Annotated in this window: 15 protein-coding genes; 2 read left to right on the top strand and 13 right to left on the bottom strand. The window is 39.9% G+C overall.

Annotated elements, in window-relative coordinates; translation table 11 throughout:
* Window positions 1–5: 5 nt before the first annotated feature.
* The 3 genes from ACWPVL_RS10820 to udk all read right to left on the bottom strand — a co-directional run bounded on the left by ACWPVL_RS10820 (window position 6) and on the right by udk (window position 3,421).
* A complete protein-coding gene (locus ACWPVL_RS10820) occupies window positions 6–1,571 on the bottom strand; it encodes a 2-isopropylmalate synthase (protein WP_454388887.1) in 1,566 nt (521 codons plus the stop codon).
* 505 nt (window positions 1,572–2,076) lie between these two features.
* Window positions 2,077–2,745, bottom strand: coding sequence for a YoaK family protein (locus tag ACWPVL_RS10815; RefSeq protein ID WP_454388885.1), 669 nt, complete (start codon window positions 2,743–2,745; stop codon window positions 2,077–2,079).
* 40 nt (window positions 2,746–2,785) lie between these two features.
* Complete coding sequence (udk, locus tag ACWPVL_RS10810) at window positions 2,786–3,421, bottom strand: uridine kinase (protein WP_005591973.1); 636 nt, start codon at window positions 3,419–3,421, stop codon at window positions 2,786–2,788.
* Between the two features lie 104 nt (window positions 3,422–3,525).
* Here udk and ACWPVL_RS10805 point away from each other — a divergent pair, with 104 nt between their 5' ends.
* Window positions 3,526–4,506, top strand: coding sequence for a Gfo/Idh/MocA family protein (locus ACWPVL_RS10805; RefSeq protein ID WP_454388882.1), 981 nt, complete (start codon window positions 3,526–3,528; stop codon window positions 4,504–4,506).
* The gene (locus ACWPVL_RS10800) at window positions 4,499–5,587 is read left to right on the top strand and encodes a DEAD/DEAH box helicase (protein ID WP_454389035.1); all 1,089 of its coding nucleotides are present in this window, start codon (window positions 4,499–4,501) and stop codon (window positions 5,585–5,587) included. Before ACWPVL_RS10805 ends, ACWPVL_RS10800 begins: the two co-directional genes overlap by 8 nt.
* Window positions 5,588–5,669: 82 nt before the next feature.
* Here the strand turns inward: ACWPVL_RS10800 and ACWPVL_RS10795 are convergent, their stop codons facing one another.
* From ACWPVL_RS10795 to ACWPVL_RS10750, 10 genes are all read right to left on the bottom strand, one after another.
* Complete coding sequence (locus ACWPVL_RS10795; protein ID WP_454388880.1) at window positions 5,670–7,067, bottom strand: polysaccharide deacetylase family protein; 1,398 nt, start codon at window positions 7,065–7,067, stop codon at window positions 5,670–5,672.
* An 89-nt stretch (window positions 7,068–7,156) separates the two neighbouring features.
* On the bottom strand, window positions 7,157–7,543 hold the full coding sequence (gloA, locus tag ACWPVL_RS10790) for a lactoylglutathione lyase (protein ID WP_149555542.1): 387 nt from the start codon (window positions 7,541–7,543) through the stop codon (window positions 7,157–7,159).
* Window positions 7,544–7,617: 74 nt separating this feature from the next.
* A complete protein-coding gene (locus tag ACWPVL_RS10785) occupies window positions 7,618–8,997 on the bottom strand; it encodes a sensor histidine kinase (RefSeq protein ID WP_454388878.1) in 1,380 nt (459 codons plus the stop codon).
* A complete protein-coding gene (locus tag ACWPVL_RS10780) occupies window positions 8,987–9,661 on the bottom strand; it encodes a response regulator transcription factor (protein WP_045497279.1) in 675 nt (224 codons plus the stop codon). The genes ACWPVL_RS10785 and ACWPVL_RS10780 overlap by 11 nt, the downstream gene beginning before the upstream one ends.
* 120 nt (window positions 9,662–9,781) lie before the next feature.
* The gene (locus ACWPVL_RS10775; RefSeq protein ID WP_454388875.1) at window positions 9,782–10,219 is read right to left on the bottom strand and encodes a hypothetical protein; all 438 of its coding nucleotides are present in this window, start codon (window positions 10,217–10,219) and stop codon (window positions 9,782–9,784) included.
* A gap of 353 nt (window positions 10,220–10,572) precedes the next feature.
* Window positions 10,573–12,351, bottom strand: a complete 1,779-nt coding sequence (locus ACWPVL_RS10770; RefSeq protein ID WP_454388873.1) for a hypothetical protein — start codon at window positions 12,349–12,351, stop codon at window positions 10,573–10,575.
* Complete coding sequence (csx19, locus tag ACWPVL_RS10765) at window positions 12,341–12,886, bottom strand: type III-D CRISPR-associated protein Csx19 (RefSeq protein ID WP_045497272.1); 546 nt, start codon at window positions 12,884–12,886, stop codon at window positions 12,341–12,343. Before csx19 ends, ACWPVL_RS10770 begins: the two co-directional genes overlap by 11 nt.
* Window positions 12,858–14,222, bottom strand: a complete 1,365-nt coding sequence (locus ACWPVL_RS10760) for an RAMP superfamily CRISPR-associated protein (protein ID WP_045497270.1) — start codon at window positions 14,220–14,222, stop codon at window positions 12,858–12,860. Before ACWPVL_RS10760 ends, csx19 begins: the two co-directional genes overlap by 29 nt.
* Before the next feature lies 1 nt (window position 14,223).
* Window positions 14,224–16,320 carry an RAMP superfamily CRISPR-associated protein gene (locus ACWPVL_RS10755; protein WP_045497267.1) on the bottom strand — a complete coding sequence of 699 codons (2,097 nt, stop codon included), beginning with the start codon at window positions 16,318–16,320 and terminating at the stop codon, window positions 14,224–14,226.
* Window positions 16,321–17,904 (bottom strand): Cas10/Cmr2 second palm domain-containing protein, encoded by a 1,584-nt coding sequence (locus ACWPVL_RS10750; RefSeq protein WP_454388870.1) that lies wholly within the window; start codon window positions 17,902–17,904, stop codon window positions 16,321–16,323.

Raw genomic sequence — 17,904 nt, 5'->3', positions numbered from 1 at the left:
TCCTTCTAATTATTTGCAGGCAGATCGCGGTAAGATACCTGATGACCGATTTCACCTGCATTTTCCTTTTGTACAAAGGTATTGGCATGGATATAGGCAATGGCGCTGGCCTTAAGAACATCAAAGTCAATACCAGAGGAGTTGAAAATCGTATCTGTGTCCGTATTTTCAACGGCTACCAAAACACGAGCCTGAGAGTCAATTCCGTCCGTCACGGCCTCAATGTTATAGGCTAAGAGCTGGACAGATTGGTTAAAGAATTGGTCAATAGCATTAAAGATGGCTTCAACACTTCCCTTTCCTTCCGCCACACAGTTGACTGTCTCGCCGTCGCCATTAACCAGCTGCACATCTGCTGTGATAGTATGATCGTCATTGGTTGTCAACTGCAAATCATTAAAGTGGAAGCCTTCTGGATTTTCAACTGTCGTTCCAGCAATCAGAGCCCGAATGTCAGCGTCCGTGACTTCGTTTTTCTTATCAGCCAAGACCTTAAACTTAGCAAAGAGCTCATTAATTTCAGATTCTTCAAAGTCCAGAGACAGTTCTTTGAGCTTTTCGACAAAGGCGTGGCGACCAGACAGCTTGCCAAGCGGCAGTGAATTACTCTTGACTCCAACCAGCTCAGGTGTGATGATTTCATAGGTCAGTGGATTCTTAAGAACACCATCCTGATGGATACCAGACTCATGAGAGAAGGCATTGCCACCAACAACCGCCTTGTTCTTAGGCACTGGAATACCTGAGAAGCGGGACACCAGCTCAGAAGTGTTGATGGTTTCATTAAGGACAATATCTGTTTCAACTTGGTAATAATCCTTGCGAATTTCCAAGGCAACCGCTACTTCTTCCAGCGCAGCATTACCAGCACGCTCACCAATACCGTTAATAGTGCCTTCCACCCGTCTAGCTCCGTATTTGACCGCAGACAGGCTGTTAGCTACCGCCATTCCCAAATCATCGTGACAGTGAGGACTGTAGATAATCTCACGTTCCGTTTGTACATTGTCTATCAAATACTTGAAGATATTGCCAAACTCTTCTGGCGTAGTAAAGCCGACTGTGTCTGGAATGTTGATGTAGCTAGCACCTGCATCAACTGCTGTCTGGACAACTTGAAGCAGAAAATCAAGCTCTGTCCGTGTTGCGTCCTCAGGTGAAAACTCGACAATCTCAAACTTAGAACGAGCATAAGAAACATGCTCCTTAATGGCTGCTAAAATCTCTTCCTTTGACTTTTTCAGCTTGAACTCTCTGTGAATGGGGCTGGTCGCAATAAAGACATGAATCTGCGGATGTTTGGCATTCTTGAGTGCCTCGTAGCAGGCGTCGATATCAGACTTAACCGAACGTGCCAAGCCAGTGACAGAAGCTTTAGTGATGACTTTAGCAATCTCTTGCACTGCCGCAAATGAATCTGGGCTAGCAGCTGGAAAACCAGCCTCAATAGCAGAAATTCCCCATTTTTCTAGTTGTTTAGCAATGGCAACCTTTTCCTTAATAGAAAAATTCACTCCCGGTGTCTGCTCACCATCCCGAAGGCTGGTATCAAGAAACTCAACTTTTTGCATAGACTTTCCTCTTTCTTTATCGTTTAAAACAGCTATAAAAATCAATGAGAGATACAACTAAGAAATGAACTTTTAGTTCGCTTTTCTCAGTATATCCTAGCAAAGATTTTCGTGAAGAATAAAATAAAAACATCTCGCTGGAAGCCAAGCGAGATGTTGATTTACTCCCGCTTGGTAAGCCAAACAGGACTAATGCTTTCGCACTAGCCCGAGTAACGCAACAACAAAGCAAAGTTTGAATATTGAGTTGACTTCATGTTTGACTGACTCCTTTTGAAATGTTATTGATTAGTATTTTAGCACAGTATCATTCGGCTGTCAACAGATAATTCGATATTTTCTGAAAATTTTTAATATGCTGGATTATTTTGTGGTCTTATTACTATAAATGAGAAAAAGAACAAGAAGCAGGCCAGCTCCTCCTTCTAGTATTATATTATTTCTCACATTTCTCTTTTTTTATAATTTACTAATCAGGCTTCTTCATTCCTAAGCCGCCTCGTCTTTATCTTCGTACATACTGAACCAAGCGGAACATCATGAAGGTAAATAGAATTCCTGCAACGATCCAAATGGTTCGTAAGGCATAAAATTGGAGCAGATAAGTCGAAATAATGGCTCCTATGACAAAGCTTCCTAACAAAGCAACAAAGAAAATACCCTCTTTCAAGTATGGTTTTTCCTGCGTTCGCACAAAATTTCCAAAAGCCACCATCGTTTTCTTGATATTTCCTGTCATAAAGGAATTATTGTAGACTATGCCATCTACTTCTCCAAAGGCTGTCGCAACGACTCCCATACAGAAAGCAATCGGGGGAACGATCAGCATATTAGGCACGGTACTTGGCATAAAGCCAACTAGAGTACAGATGAGCACCATTGGTGAAATGCTACTTACTCGCCATATTGACTTCTCAAAAAAGGGACGGAAAACTGTTATCAGAAAAATTCCCAGCATAAAGGCTAGCATGGTAGCCAGTTTGACTTCAATCTCTCCAGTCTTGTGATGAATCAGCTCAACGGACAAAAAGACGACGTTTCCTGTCTGGCCCGCAACCAATGTACCCCCGCGCTCCATGAAAGTGTAAGCATCCACGAAACCTGCGCAAAAGGTCAGCAAACAGGCAAAAAACTTTGATCGAGAATGGAATTCCCTTTTGACGAACTTTCTCATAATTTACCCAAAAAGTCCAGTGTAACACCAGACTTCCTTTCTATCCTTCTCTAGCTTCCTCCAAAATCTTTTCAATCTTGGTGGTAATCAAATCAATCGCAACTTTATTAGAAGCGCCCTCTGGAATGATGACATCCGCATAGCGCTTAGTTGGCTCGATAAACTGATGGTACATAGGCTTTACAACACCCAGATACTGCTCAATGACACTATCCAAACTGCGTCCGCGCTCTTCCATGTCCCGCTTAATCCGACGAATAATCCGCACATCATCATCAGTATCGACGAAAATCTTGATGTCCATCAAATCGCGGAGGCGTTGATCTTCCAAGACCAAAATTCCCTCTACAATGAAGACATCCTGCGGTTCCTGACGATAGGTTTTATTGCTGCGCGTGTGCTCCGTATAATCGTAGGTCGGGATGTCCACTGGACGGCCAGCCAAAAGCTCCTTGATCTGCTCAATCATGAGGTCTGTATCAAAAGCAAAAGGATGGTCATAGTTGGTCTTAACCCGCTCCTCAAAGGTCAAATGAGACTGATCCTTGTAGTAAGAATCATGTTCAATCATGGAAATCTTTTCATTAGGAAAATGATCTAAAATAGCCCGAGATACACTGGTTTTTCCCCCACCAGATCCACCTGTAACACCAATAATAATAGGTCTGTTTTGCATTGTTTTCTCCATTACTTGTTATCTTATCTATTTTACCTTAATTCATGATATAATGAAAGGGTGAATCAAGAAAAATTCAGGAAAATCATTTTAAAGGAGAAAGTATGTTACAACTCGGTATCATCGGTACAGGAACCATTTCCCACGAGTTTATCAAAGCAGCTCAACTAAGTGGTGAGTATGCGTTTACAGCTGTTTACTCGCGAACCTTGAGTGCCGCGGAGCGTTTTGCGCAAGCTTATAAAAACGTCGCACTCTACACCGATATGATTGAATTCTTATCTGCCGACCTAGATGTGGTTTACATTGCCAGTCCCAATAGCCTCCACTTCAACCATGCCAAGGTAGCCATTTTGGCTCGAAAACATGTCATTGTTGAAAAGCCGGCTGTATCAAGACCTGAAGAATGGCGAGAATTGGTCAAGCTGGCAGCTGAACATCAGGTTTATATCTTTGAGGCAGCCAGAAACTACCACGAAGCAGCTTTTGCAGTCATTCGTGACTTCCTAAAAGACAAGAAAATCTGGGGAGCTAATTTCACCTATGCTAAATATTCCTCAAAGATGGAAGCCCTGCTGAGTGGACAAGAACCCAATGTTTTTTCTGCTAAATTCTCAGGCGGTGCTCTAATGGATTTGGGAGTTTATACACTTTATGCGGCTGTCCGACTGTTTGGTGCCCCACAAAGCGTCTGCTATACAGCTCAACAACTGCCAAATAGCGTTGATCTTAACGGTTCAGGCAGTCTGATTTATCCTGATTTTCAGGTTCGTATCCAAGCTGGAAAAAATATTCATAGCCAGTTGCCAGCTGAAATCTATACGGACCAAGGCACTCTGACCCTAGATGGTATCGAGTTTATCCGCTCTGCCATTTTCCAAAAGCTGAATGGAGAGTCGGAAAGTCTAGCTATTCACCAAGCAGAGCACCAAATGCTGGAAGAGGCTCAGGCTTTTGCTCGTGTGCTTAAAGGCGACCAGAAAGAGCTTTATAGCGACTACCTGCAGGCTGCTACTGCTGTGCATGAGTGTCTGTTTGCCATGAGAAAAGATGCTGGTATTAGATTTGAGGTTGACCATGATTAAAGAAATATTCCCAACAGTCTGGCAGGAAAAGCTAAATCAGCTCGGTTTTGCTGAACTGACTGCCATCCAAGAAAAAATATTCCAGCCCATTTCCCAGGGAGAAACGGTGCTAGGCATCAGTCCGACCGGTACGGGCAAGACATTGGCCTATCTCTTTCCTAGCTTATTGAAATTGAAGCCTAAAAAAGCGCAGCAGCTTTTAATTTTAGCTCCAAATACAGAGCTGGCGGGACAGATTTTTGATGTTTGTAAGTCTTGGGCGGAGCCTTTGGGCTTGAGCAGTCAACTCCTCCTCTCTGGTAATAGCCAGAAAAGGCAGATTGAGCGGCTCAAAAAAGGGCCGGAGATCCTAATTGGTACACCTGGTCGGATTTTTGAGCTCATTAAGCTCAAGAAAATCAAGATGATGAGTGTTGACACTATTATCCTAGATGAATTTGATCAACTTCTCAGTGATTCCCAGTATGCGTTTGTTGATAAGATTCTGCATTATGCACCGCGTGACCACCAGCTGATTTACATGAGTGCTACAGCTAAATTTGACCAAGAGAAGATCGCTGAAAATACTCTGCGCATCAGCATTGACGACCAGACTTTGGACAATATCCAGCACTTCTATATGCAGGTGGAAAAGCGTGACAAGGTTGAACTCTTGCGCAAGCTATCCAATGTAGAAGAATTTCGTGGTCTAGTCTTTTTCAACAGCTTGTCAGATTTGGGCAGCGCCGAAGAAAAGCTTCAGTACCGAGGAGCTAGCGCAGTCTCTCTAGCCAGCGATGTTAATGTAAAATTCCGCAAGGTCATTCTTGAGAAATTTAAAGATTACGATATCACACTCTTACTGGCGACTGACATAGTTGCGCGTGGCATTGATATTGATTCTCTAGAGTGCGTAGTCAACTACGAAGTGCCGCGTGATTTGGAAACCTACACTCACCGTTCTGGCCGGACGGGTCGCATGGGCAAGGAAGGCTATGTCATCACCTTCATCAGCCACCCAGAAGAATTAAAAGCTCTCAAAAAATATGCCTCTGTCCGCGAAATCATCTTGAAAAAACAAGAACTGTATGTGTGTCCTTAAGCGAGAATTACGGTAATCAATATTCTTATTTGATGATGGCAAAGCAAAAAGCATTGGAAATATTAAATTTCCAATGCTTTTTTTAATTTCTGCTGTAGTAAATCTGATGTGGTTGAAGCTGATTTTCTAATAGTTCATCAACTGTCACCAGAGTATAGCCGTTGTTCTTCAGATAGTCAAGAACGCTTGGCAGAGCATCGATGGACGTCTGATGGATATCGTGCATGAGGATAATAGATCCCGGCTGGGTCTTCACGATCTCCTGCATAATAGCCTTTGTATTACGTGTTTTCCAATCGAGACTGTCCACGCTCCACATAATAAAGGACTGATCTACAGCATTTTGAACCGTAGAGTTGATGGCTCCGTAAGGCGGTCTTGTGATCATAGGTCGTATACCAGTCGCCTTATAAATGGCTTCCTGAGTGTCTAAGATTTCCTTTTTGGATTGATTCAGAGGTAACTTGGTCAAATCCGGATGGCTCCATGTATGGATTCCGATTTGATGGCCTTCATCAAGGACACGTTTAGCCAGTTCTGGATTAGCAGCAACATTTTGTCCCACCATAAAGAAGGTTGCTTTAGCATTGTAGCGTTTCAGAATTTCCAAGGCCTGAGGAGTCGTTTTACTGTCGGGACCGTCATCAAAGGTCAGGGCAACCATTTTCTCATGCCGCTTGGTTTCATACTGCTGGTAAGCTTCCAAATCAGCCCCCTGTAAATATTCCGAACGGATTAGATCATAAAAACTAGACAGAGGCACTGTCACGCTCGACACACCGTTGATTTCTTTGGTCAGACGAATGGAAAATAAACTATCCTCGTAATGAAAATTCCACTGGCTCAGTTCTATTTCTCTAAGGTCATTTAAAGCTGCTGTTTGCTGACTTTCCTCCACCTGCCTAAAGGTTAGCTGACTGGTCAACTCCTTCAAGAAAATTTCCTTGGCAGCTTCTGGATTTTGAAACAGCTTGTCCAAAGTCACCGCTGCACCTTCCTGATTGATATAAGTCGAGGCTACCTCTCTTGCCTCCTCAGACTTGATGTCTCTTTTTGAGATGCTGTAATCTTTTCGCTGAATGACTACTTCCTTGGTATTGGCCAGACTAGTTGACTTTTCTTCCGTGTAGTAAAAGGTCAAAGCCGTCAAGTTTTCCTTCTGCTTTTTGTCATCAGAAATGCTCCGACTATCCTGCAACATTTTATCTTTGACACTTTGAAGAGGCTGCCCCTTCATCAGAGGATAAAAAGCTGCCACGTAATGGCTACCAATCCTACCAGACTGCTTTTCGGCATTGCCAGCATGATCTTGCTCTTCCTTGGCAATCACTTCTGTAACCTTTTTCTGGAATTCCCTTTCCTGAAACATTTCATAGATTCGCAGGCCACCAAAAATAAGAAATCCTAAAAGAAGCAGATTCAGAAGACTGAGAATCAGTCTGTATTTTCGTCTATGCTTCCTTTTATGTTGTCTTTTCATCTATTATCCCCTAAGCTATTGTCCTAAAATGATTCTAATGTTAAAAAACTTGTATCTTACAAGTGCTAAAATACAAGTTTCACCTATTTTTAAAGACTTTTTTCTCGAATCACTTCGACCTTATAGCCATCAGGATCTTTGATGAAATAATAATTCGGTGGATTTCCAGGCAGCCCTTTTGGCTCAGTCACTTCATAGCCCTTAGCAGCATGCTCAGCGTGCAAACCTTCCAAATCAGGCGTGCTAAGAGCAATATGAGCAAAGCCATCACCGATTACATAAGGTCCGTGGTCATAATTATAAGTCAATTCAAGCTCATAATCATCGCCATCCAAACCAAGATAAACAATGGTAAAAGCATACTCTGGAAAGTCCTTGCGGCGCAATTCCTTAAAACCAAACGCGTCTTCATAAAAGGCAATCGAAGCCTCTAAATTTTCCACTCGTAAACAAGTATGCAACATTTTTGATGTCATAGTTGTACCTCTCTCATTTCTTTCTTTTATTATACCGCAAAAGCAGTCAAATTTGAAATAATATGAAAAGTTTTTCAGTTTTTGCTGATTCGTTTTCTAATATCTGACCTAAGGGGAACTTTGATTTCAAAAATGGTTCCACGCGGTTTGTTGTCTTTGACTGTGATGGTTCCTTTTAAGGCGTCGACGATTTGTTTCGCCAAGGATAGTCCTAGTCCAAAACCACCCTTTTGCCGAGTCCGAGCCTTGTCCACCCGATAAAAACGATCGAAGACTTTTTTCTTATCGTCACCCGCAATCCCTGGACCATTGTCAGAAATTCGCAAGGTCAAGCTCCGATCATTGGTGGAGGCCACGAAATAGATCTCTCCATCTTCTTCCGTGTATTTGATGGCATTATCAAAAAGGATGGTCATAACCTGCTTAAGCAAGACCTTGTCTGTCGTGATTGATTTTGAAACCAGATTTTTAAAATCAAAGACCTTGTCGCTTTCCTCTGCAATAATAGCATAGTTAGAAAAAGCTGTCGTGAAGAAGTCTGGTGTGACTTCACCGTATTCTGGCTTGATACCGTCATCGCGCCGAGCTAGGTTAAGTAAGTTGGTCGTCAACAGACGCATATTTCGCACTTCCTCTAAACTAGATGCGATACTCTCACTAGACTCCATAATCGTGGCCTCAGGCTTACGGAAGAGAGATTCCAGACGATTTTGCAACACGGCCAAGGGCGTTCTCAATTCATGGCTGGCATTCTCAACAAAAGACTTCTGCTTCTGCATGCTGTCCAAAAGAGGCTTGACACTCATCCGCGCCAGATAGATACTGGCAATCAAGGAAATACCCCAAAAACTAATCATGACAATGGCAATCAGCTTTTCATGCTTTTCGCTAGTCTGCTCCAGCTGGCTGATACTGGTCATGACAACTGCGTATTTGACATTTTCAATTTCATCATCTGGATCAATGTCAAACATGTAAGCTCGATAACTCTCGACCTGTCCATAGCTATTAGTTAGTTGTATTTGCTTGATTTGATTAAGAAAGCGTTTATTAAATTTAATCGCATCAAAGTTTAAAAAGCTATTTTTGGCTGATACATTCTGATAATCATCATTCAAAAGAATAGCTGAAGTATTGGCGCTAACATTTACCCTACCCGGTTCCTCAATCTTGATATCATGAGCTTGCACAGACTCTGAATCTTTGTGCTCTGAATCCTTGTTCTCTGGCTCTTGGTATTGCCGGCCCGTCGTCCGATAGGCTAGATTGGCCACCCAGGCGGGATTTTGACTGAGACTTTTAAGATTATCATCAACGGTCGTGTAAAGGCTAGAGCGCATGACTTGAATAATAATGAGCGTCATGGCCGAGAAAATCAGGGTGAATACACCAAAATAGCGAATGAAATAAGAAAAATCATCCGCATATAAGGCTTTTTTGAGTTTATTCAGCATTCTTTAAAATGTAACCGACACTGCGAAGGGTTTGAAGATTATTCGCAAAAGCCGTTCCTTTCAATTTTTTCCGAATCTTAGATACATAGACTTCCACCACAGAAATCGTTGTATCGCTATCAAAGCCCCACAAACGATCGAAAATCTGTGTCTTGGGCAAAATAACATTTTGATTCTGAAGGAAGTAGACCAACAAATCAAACTCTTTACCCAGTAGCTCGACTTCTTTTCCATCTACCAAGGTCGAATTGGTCGAAAGATTAACCGTCACATCGCCATAGGAAAGGGTATTTTCATTAAACTTACCAGAACGTTTGAGCAAGGCCTGAATCCGCATCTTCAGCTCTTCCAGATAAAAAGGCTTAGTCAAGTAATCGTCAGCACCGAGTTCAAAACCATGGCCTTTATCATCGATACTTTCCTTGGCAGTCATGATGAGGACAGGAGTGCTCACCCCTTTTTCACGCAATTCTTTGAGTACTTGGAAGCCGTCCTTTTCAGGAAGCATCAAGTCCAGTAGAATCAGGTCATACACGCCGCTTTCTGCTTCGTATAAACCTTCTTCGCCATCAAAGACCTGCATAACATCTGCAAAATCATCTAAAAAATCAAATACTGAATTTGACAGACCGAGGTCATCCTCCACTAATAGAATCTTAATCATCCTGTTCCTCCCTTTCTAGAAAAAGCTTATGCTGTGTAGTTTAAATAAAGACATGGCAAACACTTCTCATTCTATCTTCACTTATCTTTTTCTATTATATCATGACTTGTCGAAAATGCTTTAAGAATTTGTTGTTTTCGAGTTATTTTCGCTATTCTTATCATCTTTTGTTGTGCCGTCAGCGTTTGATGGCTTCTTTTTTGATTGATTTCCTTCTTGCGGTCCTCCTGGCTGACCATTTCCTTGTGGTGGCTGACCTCCACCTCCACGACCTCCTTGGCCATCTTGACCGTTTTGTCCCCCCATCTGTGGTGGCATACCATTTTCATTTCCCTGCCCCTGACCTTGAGGAGCTTGTCCACCTTGACCTGGCATCCTGCCATCTTGCTTGTTTTGCTGAGGCATAGTGGCTTGCAATGAGCTCTGTTGCGGGCTTTTCTGGGTCAAAGTACCAATTCCATAGCCACCAATTGCTCCGACAGCTAAGGAGGCACTAGCTACTGCTGTCATCCACCATTTGGTACTCTTTTTAACTACAATCATTTTTTCCATATCCATTAAAGTTTTCCTCTTTCTAAATTTTGTATTTCATGGATTTTAACACTATGAAGCAATATAAATTTTGATTACACAAGTTCACATCTTTTCACGTGCTAGAGTTATTATAGGGAGTTTTGCTTAAACGGGACTGAATCTTTTCTTAAAGAAGACTGAAACTATGGAGGGGTAAATACACTCGAGAGTGCTCCGGCTAAATAATAGGTTTCGCTAGAAGGGAAACTAATAGGAATAAACGGTAGTGCATTAGCAAGAGAACGAAAAAGACGATTGCTGATGCAATTCGTCTTTTTTTATTCAAACAAGAACCAATCATGGATAGCTCACGACTACCTAAGATCAGTTTATTGTAGCTAGTTATCTCGACTAACAACCCCCGTTTCAGGATATGGAGCCAAAATTTCTCGAATATAGACTTTTCCTAAGTTCTTACCTTTATTGTTAGCAAACCATTCGTAAATTGGTCCGTTTTCCTCAAGCCTTGGATAGTCAATGGTGTCATTAATCACTTTCATATAGCTAGAAAGATGCTTCATGATAGCCTTTTGTTCGTCGGAGTAGCTTATTCCTTCATAATCCGACTTAATATCGCGAGTGTTTCTTTTTAATTTATGATTCTCATCTAAGCTATAAGTGATTTCGTCCAGCCCTTCAACAATTATCTTAACCTTCCCCATACCGAATGGTTTACCACGCCCAATCCTATGGAAGCAATCGGAATCAGGTTCAAGTCTTATACACCAGAGTAAGAGCTTCAGCTCTTCTTCGGTCACATCCTCAAAAAAAATGTCAAATTCACAATTCCCTTTTGTTAAACAACGAACCTTATTGCGCATTTTGTAATTGTTTTTATTATCTTTATCCTTGGCATGTGTATCCTGGCCGAGCCAATAAACCTTACGTCCCGCTAAGCGAGGAGTATATAACTGCCGTACCTCAGTTGCATCAGAAGCTTCCACTTCAATATAGTGTTCATAATTCCAAACAAGGACATCTTTATCTTTAGGAGCTTGTAAATAAAATTCGGTCGCAGAATAGTGGGGCTCACCAAGTATCGGTAAAACCAAGGGGGCTTCAAGTTCCGCTTTCCTGATAGGCTCGCTATCACAAAAACGCAAACGTGAAGCCAGAGCATGTCCTTCTCCATCTTGCCCTATCTTACCAAACAGACAACAAGCTGGACACCACTGATCGCCAGCTCCATCACAAGGCTGGTGCCCAGAATGATTTTCTCGGAGTATATTGGAAAAAGTATGATAAAAAACTTCACTCGTGATACAGGCAGGGGACATATAGAGAGCATTATCAACGTGAGCATAGTATACAGGTAATAATGGATACTCATTGATATTATGGTATGCTGCCTTATATTCCACATGTGCAGGTTCATTTGTCTTTCCGTATTCTTCCAACACCTTTTTAAACATTAGCATATCATCCGTTTGTACAAAAAAGAATGGTAATGAATTCTCTTTTTGTATATCTTCTATTTGCTGAGTGCCGGCTCTGTATAGATTTATTATCTTACCATTTTGTTTAAACTCCTGATAATTCTTTTTAAAATAGAAAAAAGATTCTGACTCCGTTCGTGGAGAATCCTCTTCAAATACCACATAGCCAGTAGCATAGGAGGCTTCAGGACGACAATAATCTTTTAGATTCTTATATTTCTTTCTTTCTATTATTTTTTGAGAGATTTCAGCTCTATCACAAGGCATTACGATATTCGTTTTTCTATTCCATAAGCCTGGTTGCTTAGAAATGATTACCTGCATTTTTTCATCAATAACTGATAGACACGAATTGGTTAATTGTTCGTAGACATTGCGAATCATGCCTCGGATTTCGCTCCCTGGAATCCGGGGTTGTTCTGGAGCTTTTAAAGGGAATTTACTTTCTTGGCTCAAGTCTTGGTAAGAAAAGAAATCTTGCCCTTTTAAAGTATCTTTGTCGAATTTTTCTTCAAAAGTCTTACTGGTATTAGGAATAAAAGTCGGAGACTCTATGCTTAGTTTACAGTGAATCCTTCCTGATAGGGAGCCTTTTCGCAGATTGGTTCGATTAGGAGCTTCATCTTTGATAGACAAGAAAGTATAGGGATTGATAAATTTATATGTATTGTCAGGCATCATTTTCTCCTTTAACTTCTGATAGGTAAGGAGTTGCTTCTTTTGTACTAAAAGCAACAAAACGCCAGTCGACTGACTGTAAGTCTCCATCAGCGGTATTGAAATAATTCCGTACAGTGATAAAGGCAGTCTCTCCTTTGTCAACAGGAATAGGCAGAGTAACTTCAATGCCACGGTCTTCTTTTAGAGTGGTACTACCATTTTCGCTACAGTTTTTCTCTGGATCTCCCCAAATCTTATGTTCTTCATCGAAAATAAGAATATCATCCCCCGTCTTATCTTGTCTGATACGACCTTGATAAGCATGTTCACCATCTTCCACTCGGATAAGATAGAGTTCTTTATTTTCATTAAAAGCACGCAGCTCTAGAAGATAGGCTCCCGTTCTACTCGTTTCGATCTTGTTCTCCGAAGAGCATTCCTTTATTTCGACTCCATCACTCCAATAATAGACAGCATAAGTATAGCCTGATAGGGATAGGCTATCAAACTGGGTTAAAGGCGTTATCTTACTCTTTATCGTTTGAAACTTCGTCATCTTTCACCTCTCCTTTTCTAAAAATTCCCCCTCCGACTGCAGTTTGACCACCAACAGCTAGATATCCCTCCTGTAAATCCTCAAAACAGACATCAAGTAAGGATTTTACAAAATCATACTGTTCTTGTTCATCTTTCAACTCTTGCGATAGGACGATCTCTAAACAGCAACTAGATCTATCCCCCTGAGTATATGCTAGTTTGTTATTAAATAACAAACCTTTTGAAGCTCCACCAGTAAAGCGATCTATAGCTGTTCGGGTTCTTAATATTTCTGAAACGTTTCCCTTTTCAAAATGACTCTCTTTGAAAAAAATATGTGAAGCCTGATTATTAGAAGCCTGAGGCCCGTCATTCTTATCACTTTTTTTCTCATGAACATAGCCAAATAAATAGTCTATAAGCGCTTTAGGCCAAGATTCTTTATTGATGTCACATTTAGGAAAAATATCACCAATTACTTCCCTATCTAACTGATTTAATATTCGCTCCATATGGTGTCGGAAGACTCCTGCCCAAGTTGTACCTGGAATCACTACTTCGTCTTTACTGTTTTTAAGAGGGACTGCATCAATTGTTCCCTCATCATACTGCTCATTGTGAGCATAGTCACGAATGAAAAGAAAACTATGCAACTGAAGCAGTGTCTTCAAAAAGTCATCATTTTGTGGTCCTAACAGCAGTTTTTCTGTAAATTCAGTATCAGACCATTTCCAAATAATATACTCCTCCAAATCATCTTGCTGTGTTAAATTAAAATATTTGCTTTTTACTCCCGCTGTATCTGAATCTAGAGAGGGAAGGAGTTTAAAATAGCCATATCCTCGATTGCTTTTTCCACCGATTCGAATCTCTCCATGATGAAAACCTGCAATCAAGGCTCTTACAAGGTTCTCTACTTCATCCCTTTTTCCCTTATCTACTTTAAATTCTAGTCGGAAGGAAAAGGCAGCTCCTGCTTCAACAATCTCAAAATCAAACTTACTTTCATCAACTGCTACTTTATTTTCCAACTTTACAGAGTCACGAATACGAGTGGGCGGTTTCTCAGCTCCCTCTAATTGTCCATCGTAGACAATGACTTGACTCTGCCTATATTTCGTTGATTCATGTCCCTTCTTACCTTCACCAAAATAGCTCTTCACCTTATCTTTAAAGTTATCATCTTTTTCCAAGTAGGCTCTACAAACTCCTGCTAAAGCCGTACCAGGTATAAAAGGTTCTTTTTTATGATTCCTCAGCAAATCCATATCAGAATAAGTATCGTCACCATTACCAATCATAAAAGGAGTTTCAGCTTTCAAGATCCCCTTAAACAAATAGATACTATCGCCCATATTAGTTCTCCCTCCCCTTATTATTTTTATACCAGAACTTGATAGCTGTTAGAATATATTGCAAATAGTGTAGAGAAGCTCTGACCTTTTTGTCTGTGTCAACAATGTCATCCATTTTAAACTCTTTAAACCTTTTAAGAATTGCCTCACAAATCTTCTGTTCGTTGTTATTTTTATCATTGCTGTTTTTAAAAACAGAGCCTAAAACTTCAAGTGTAGCTTCACCACCCTCTCTATTTAAGTTTTGATAGACGGCATTGAGTCGCATGAGTGACGAACTACTCGTTTTTTTCAAAAGGAAGGACTGTGTTTCTATTATCTCATAGGCTGACTTTTCCAGCTCTTTAAGCAGATGATTGAAATCAATCTGATCTTTTAAGTCTTTACCAGCTGAAGTGAGTTCAAATCCAACTTCACCTTCTACATTTTTTTCTTGGTTTTCAGACTTTTTAAATCCTATATTGGACAACTCAGGATTAACTTTTTGTATACGGTACTGTCCGTAGCCTTCTGCCTGAAGTAAACCCATAAAGCCTTCAGAACGCTTGGGCTCAATCTTTGATTCAACACATATTTGTGTTCCCATTGAAAAGGCACTAAACCGACGGCGTGGCATCTTCCATTTACCATTATAGCCTCCTGTCGTTGTTGTGCCTGTATAGATGTCACCAATGATTGGTTTCTTACTTTTATTAGGTTCAGTTCCCTCATCTATATTAAACAATTTTTCAACGGATCTTTTTAGAACATCTAGCGAGACAGAATTTAAGCCATATTCATCACAGAGAATGGTATCTGATAAGAGATTGACAATATAAACGTGTGTTTCTTCGCCTGATGGGCTAGCATCCTTACTAGTGTTATTATTCAAGTCACCTTCCATATTTCTGTTAGGTACAAGCGTCAAAACACATTTTCCAAACTGAATATTAGCTGAGCCTCCCAGACGGATTTCTCCGTTATATTTGGCAAGAATCTCTTTCAATTTATTTAATATGCTCTGATCGCCTTCAATAAAGCCTGCGAAAGACTGTCCAGCTTTCAATAAAGGAAGAGTGAAAAGGTCATTATCTCCTTTTGTTGTGACATGGTAACTAATGCTCTTTTGCATTTCATAAGAATCATAAGACAGAATGTTCGTACCCTCTTTGGACTTTTCATAGCCAAAATAAGCAAAACCTGTTTTTTGGGTGTATTGCTTCCCTTCACATCTTCTATAACCATCTGCTTGAGAGTAAATTTCCTCTTCATTCTTCACATTGATATAACTTAAAAGCATTGGGTAAAAAAACTTGTCATCTATGCAAGGATAAGCGTTACTAAATTTTACTTTAGTAAGTAACTCTTGAATATTTTCCTGTTCAATTCTACCGGCAAACCAGCCTTGCAAAGCTGTACCTGTAATATAATCTTTCTCTGAGACTAAATCTGTCTCCAAGCTAATATTATAACGAAAAATAGTAGATGTTTGACGTTCTCCATATGAATCATTGGTATATTCCTTCAAAGCATTTTCCTGTTCCTCTAAAGTACAAACGACTTCCCCATAACCTCTTGTACGATTGAGTCCGATATGTCGAAGAAGCTTGGCACATTTTCTCAAAAATTCTACTTTTTCACTACTTGAACTATCATCTAAGTATAGTGTCGCTTCAAATATTGTGCCACTTGGTACAGCTCCAATTGTTCGTAAAGATTTGGGTTTAGCAACACCATTTTTCATTTGAGTAGCGTGTCTAGCTACTGTATAATACTCAGCAACCGCGGACGGATTATATAAGGACGGCTGACTCTTAAAAAGCTTATCTAAATCCTCTTTTAGATTGCTCACATCTTTAATCTCTGCGTTATTGACGATGAGAGCACCAGCCTGTTCTCCTTTTCCAAACAATATTTCAACAAAATTCTTATTTTCAGGATCACAAGCTATCAGAAATTCTGCTTGTTCTCGCAGCAACCCCTTCAGACGTTTAGCCGGAATGTAGGGCAATCCATAATCATTATAAGCAGAAACTGTATCAAATTGGACACCATCACCTGTACCTGTACCACAGCACATATCAGATTTTAACTCAATCGTCAGTTGTAAGATTTTCATCTATTTGCCCCCTTTTAAATAATCCCAAACATCCAATATATCAAAATATGTCGCTTTATTTCCCATCCAAGGTTGCAACTCACACTTTTTCCTAGCCTTAATCATTTGTATCACATAATCAATTTCCATCTCGCTCGTTGCGTAGGCGTGTTGCAAAGCTTTAAGCTTATTATTAGCAATTCCGAGATTGACTAATTCCTCATAGGTATCTATAAAATTTGTATAAGTATATTCTTTAGGAATATTTTTATCATTTTCTTTTATATACAAATATGGCCTTCTTAATAAGCATTTGGGCTTTTGATTATTTTTGTCCAAATAGTAATTAGAGGCACGGAAATTTTTTATGTCTGTAGGCATACCACTTTTGATAATTTGAAAATCCATGCTCGAATGAGTAACATCTATATTATTTTTACTAAATGGATATTCTAATCCTCGTTTTTTAGCATTCTTACATAGCTGTTCTGCTATGTCATAAGCCGTGCTGAAAGGGAATTTATCGTGAACAAAGGCAATACCTATCCCAACAGAAATATGAAAATCTTTGAGATGAGAATAGTTTCCACCTTCTTTTTCCTTTTCTAATGTTTTCACAAATAAATCACAAAATTGTAAGGCCTTCTGTGATTTTATTATAACAGTAATATCATCTCCATCTGCTATAATTTCTCGATAAGGTATATTCTTAGTCAATTGCTGAGCTGCCCTGTAAGCTTTTTCAGTTTTAATTTCTTTTTTGAATATCTCATTAACCGTGCTATCTAAAGTATCTCTGTATATTTTGCTAATTTCTTTAGAGAGCTCACGCATTGCTTTCAGTTGTTCAAATAATGTCTCTTCTTCTTCTTGATTTTTATTTGCAAAATCAATTATCTGTTTTCCCATTGTGTTTCCATCAATGTGGATCACAGCAACAAAACTTTTTTCCTCCTCGTCTCGAAACTGCTCAAAATTATCCGCATAATATTGGCTAATTTCCTCGCTGCTTTTTTCTTCATCTCTCGCTGAATAAAAAATTTCATTTTTTTTAAATCGACCATAACTAGCATACTTGCAAGGACTATCTTTCAATGTTGGGACTAATACTATCGGCTCTTTGGTTTCATTATCCTGTGCACCAAATGAAAAACCGCGAGCAGTCTGAATTGGAGCTGTGTTTTGTTTGTAGGTTGTTAGAGCTTGCATTAATGGTTTTTGAATTTTTTCTACAAAGCTTCCCTTTTGATCTAAATGGTCTATTTCAATTTTGGCATGGCAAAGACGGATACCTCCACCAGAAAGTTCAAAAACTTCTTTTTGTAATTCAATAGTTACTGATTTATAACTTTCTTCATTCTCGTACAGTACAAGAGCATTACCACCACCAATGTAAATAACATTTCCAGAACGTCCTTGAGGAATGTCTTTTGAAAAATCTTCATCTTCCCAATTATTGTTTCCATATCCTAATTTTTTAGGTAGTAGTTCAAACAATATCTTGTGTACAATTTTCGATCCGCCTACCATTTCACGTAACTTATTTGTCGAGAATATGAAGCTCTGAATACCACTAATATCATAAATTGCAATACACTGTGTCAT

This window comes from Streptococcus sp. Marseille-Q8145 (assembly GCF_965112035.1).
The sequence above is the reverse complement of the archived record's forward strand: the minus strand, read 5'-3'. Positions and strand labels throughout refer to the sequence as shown.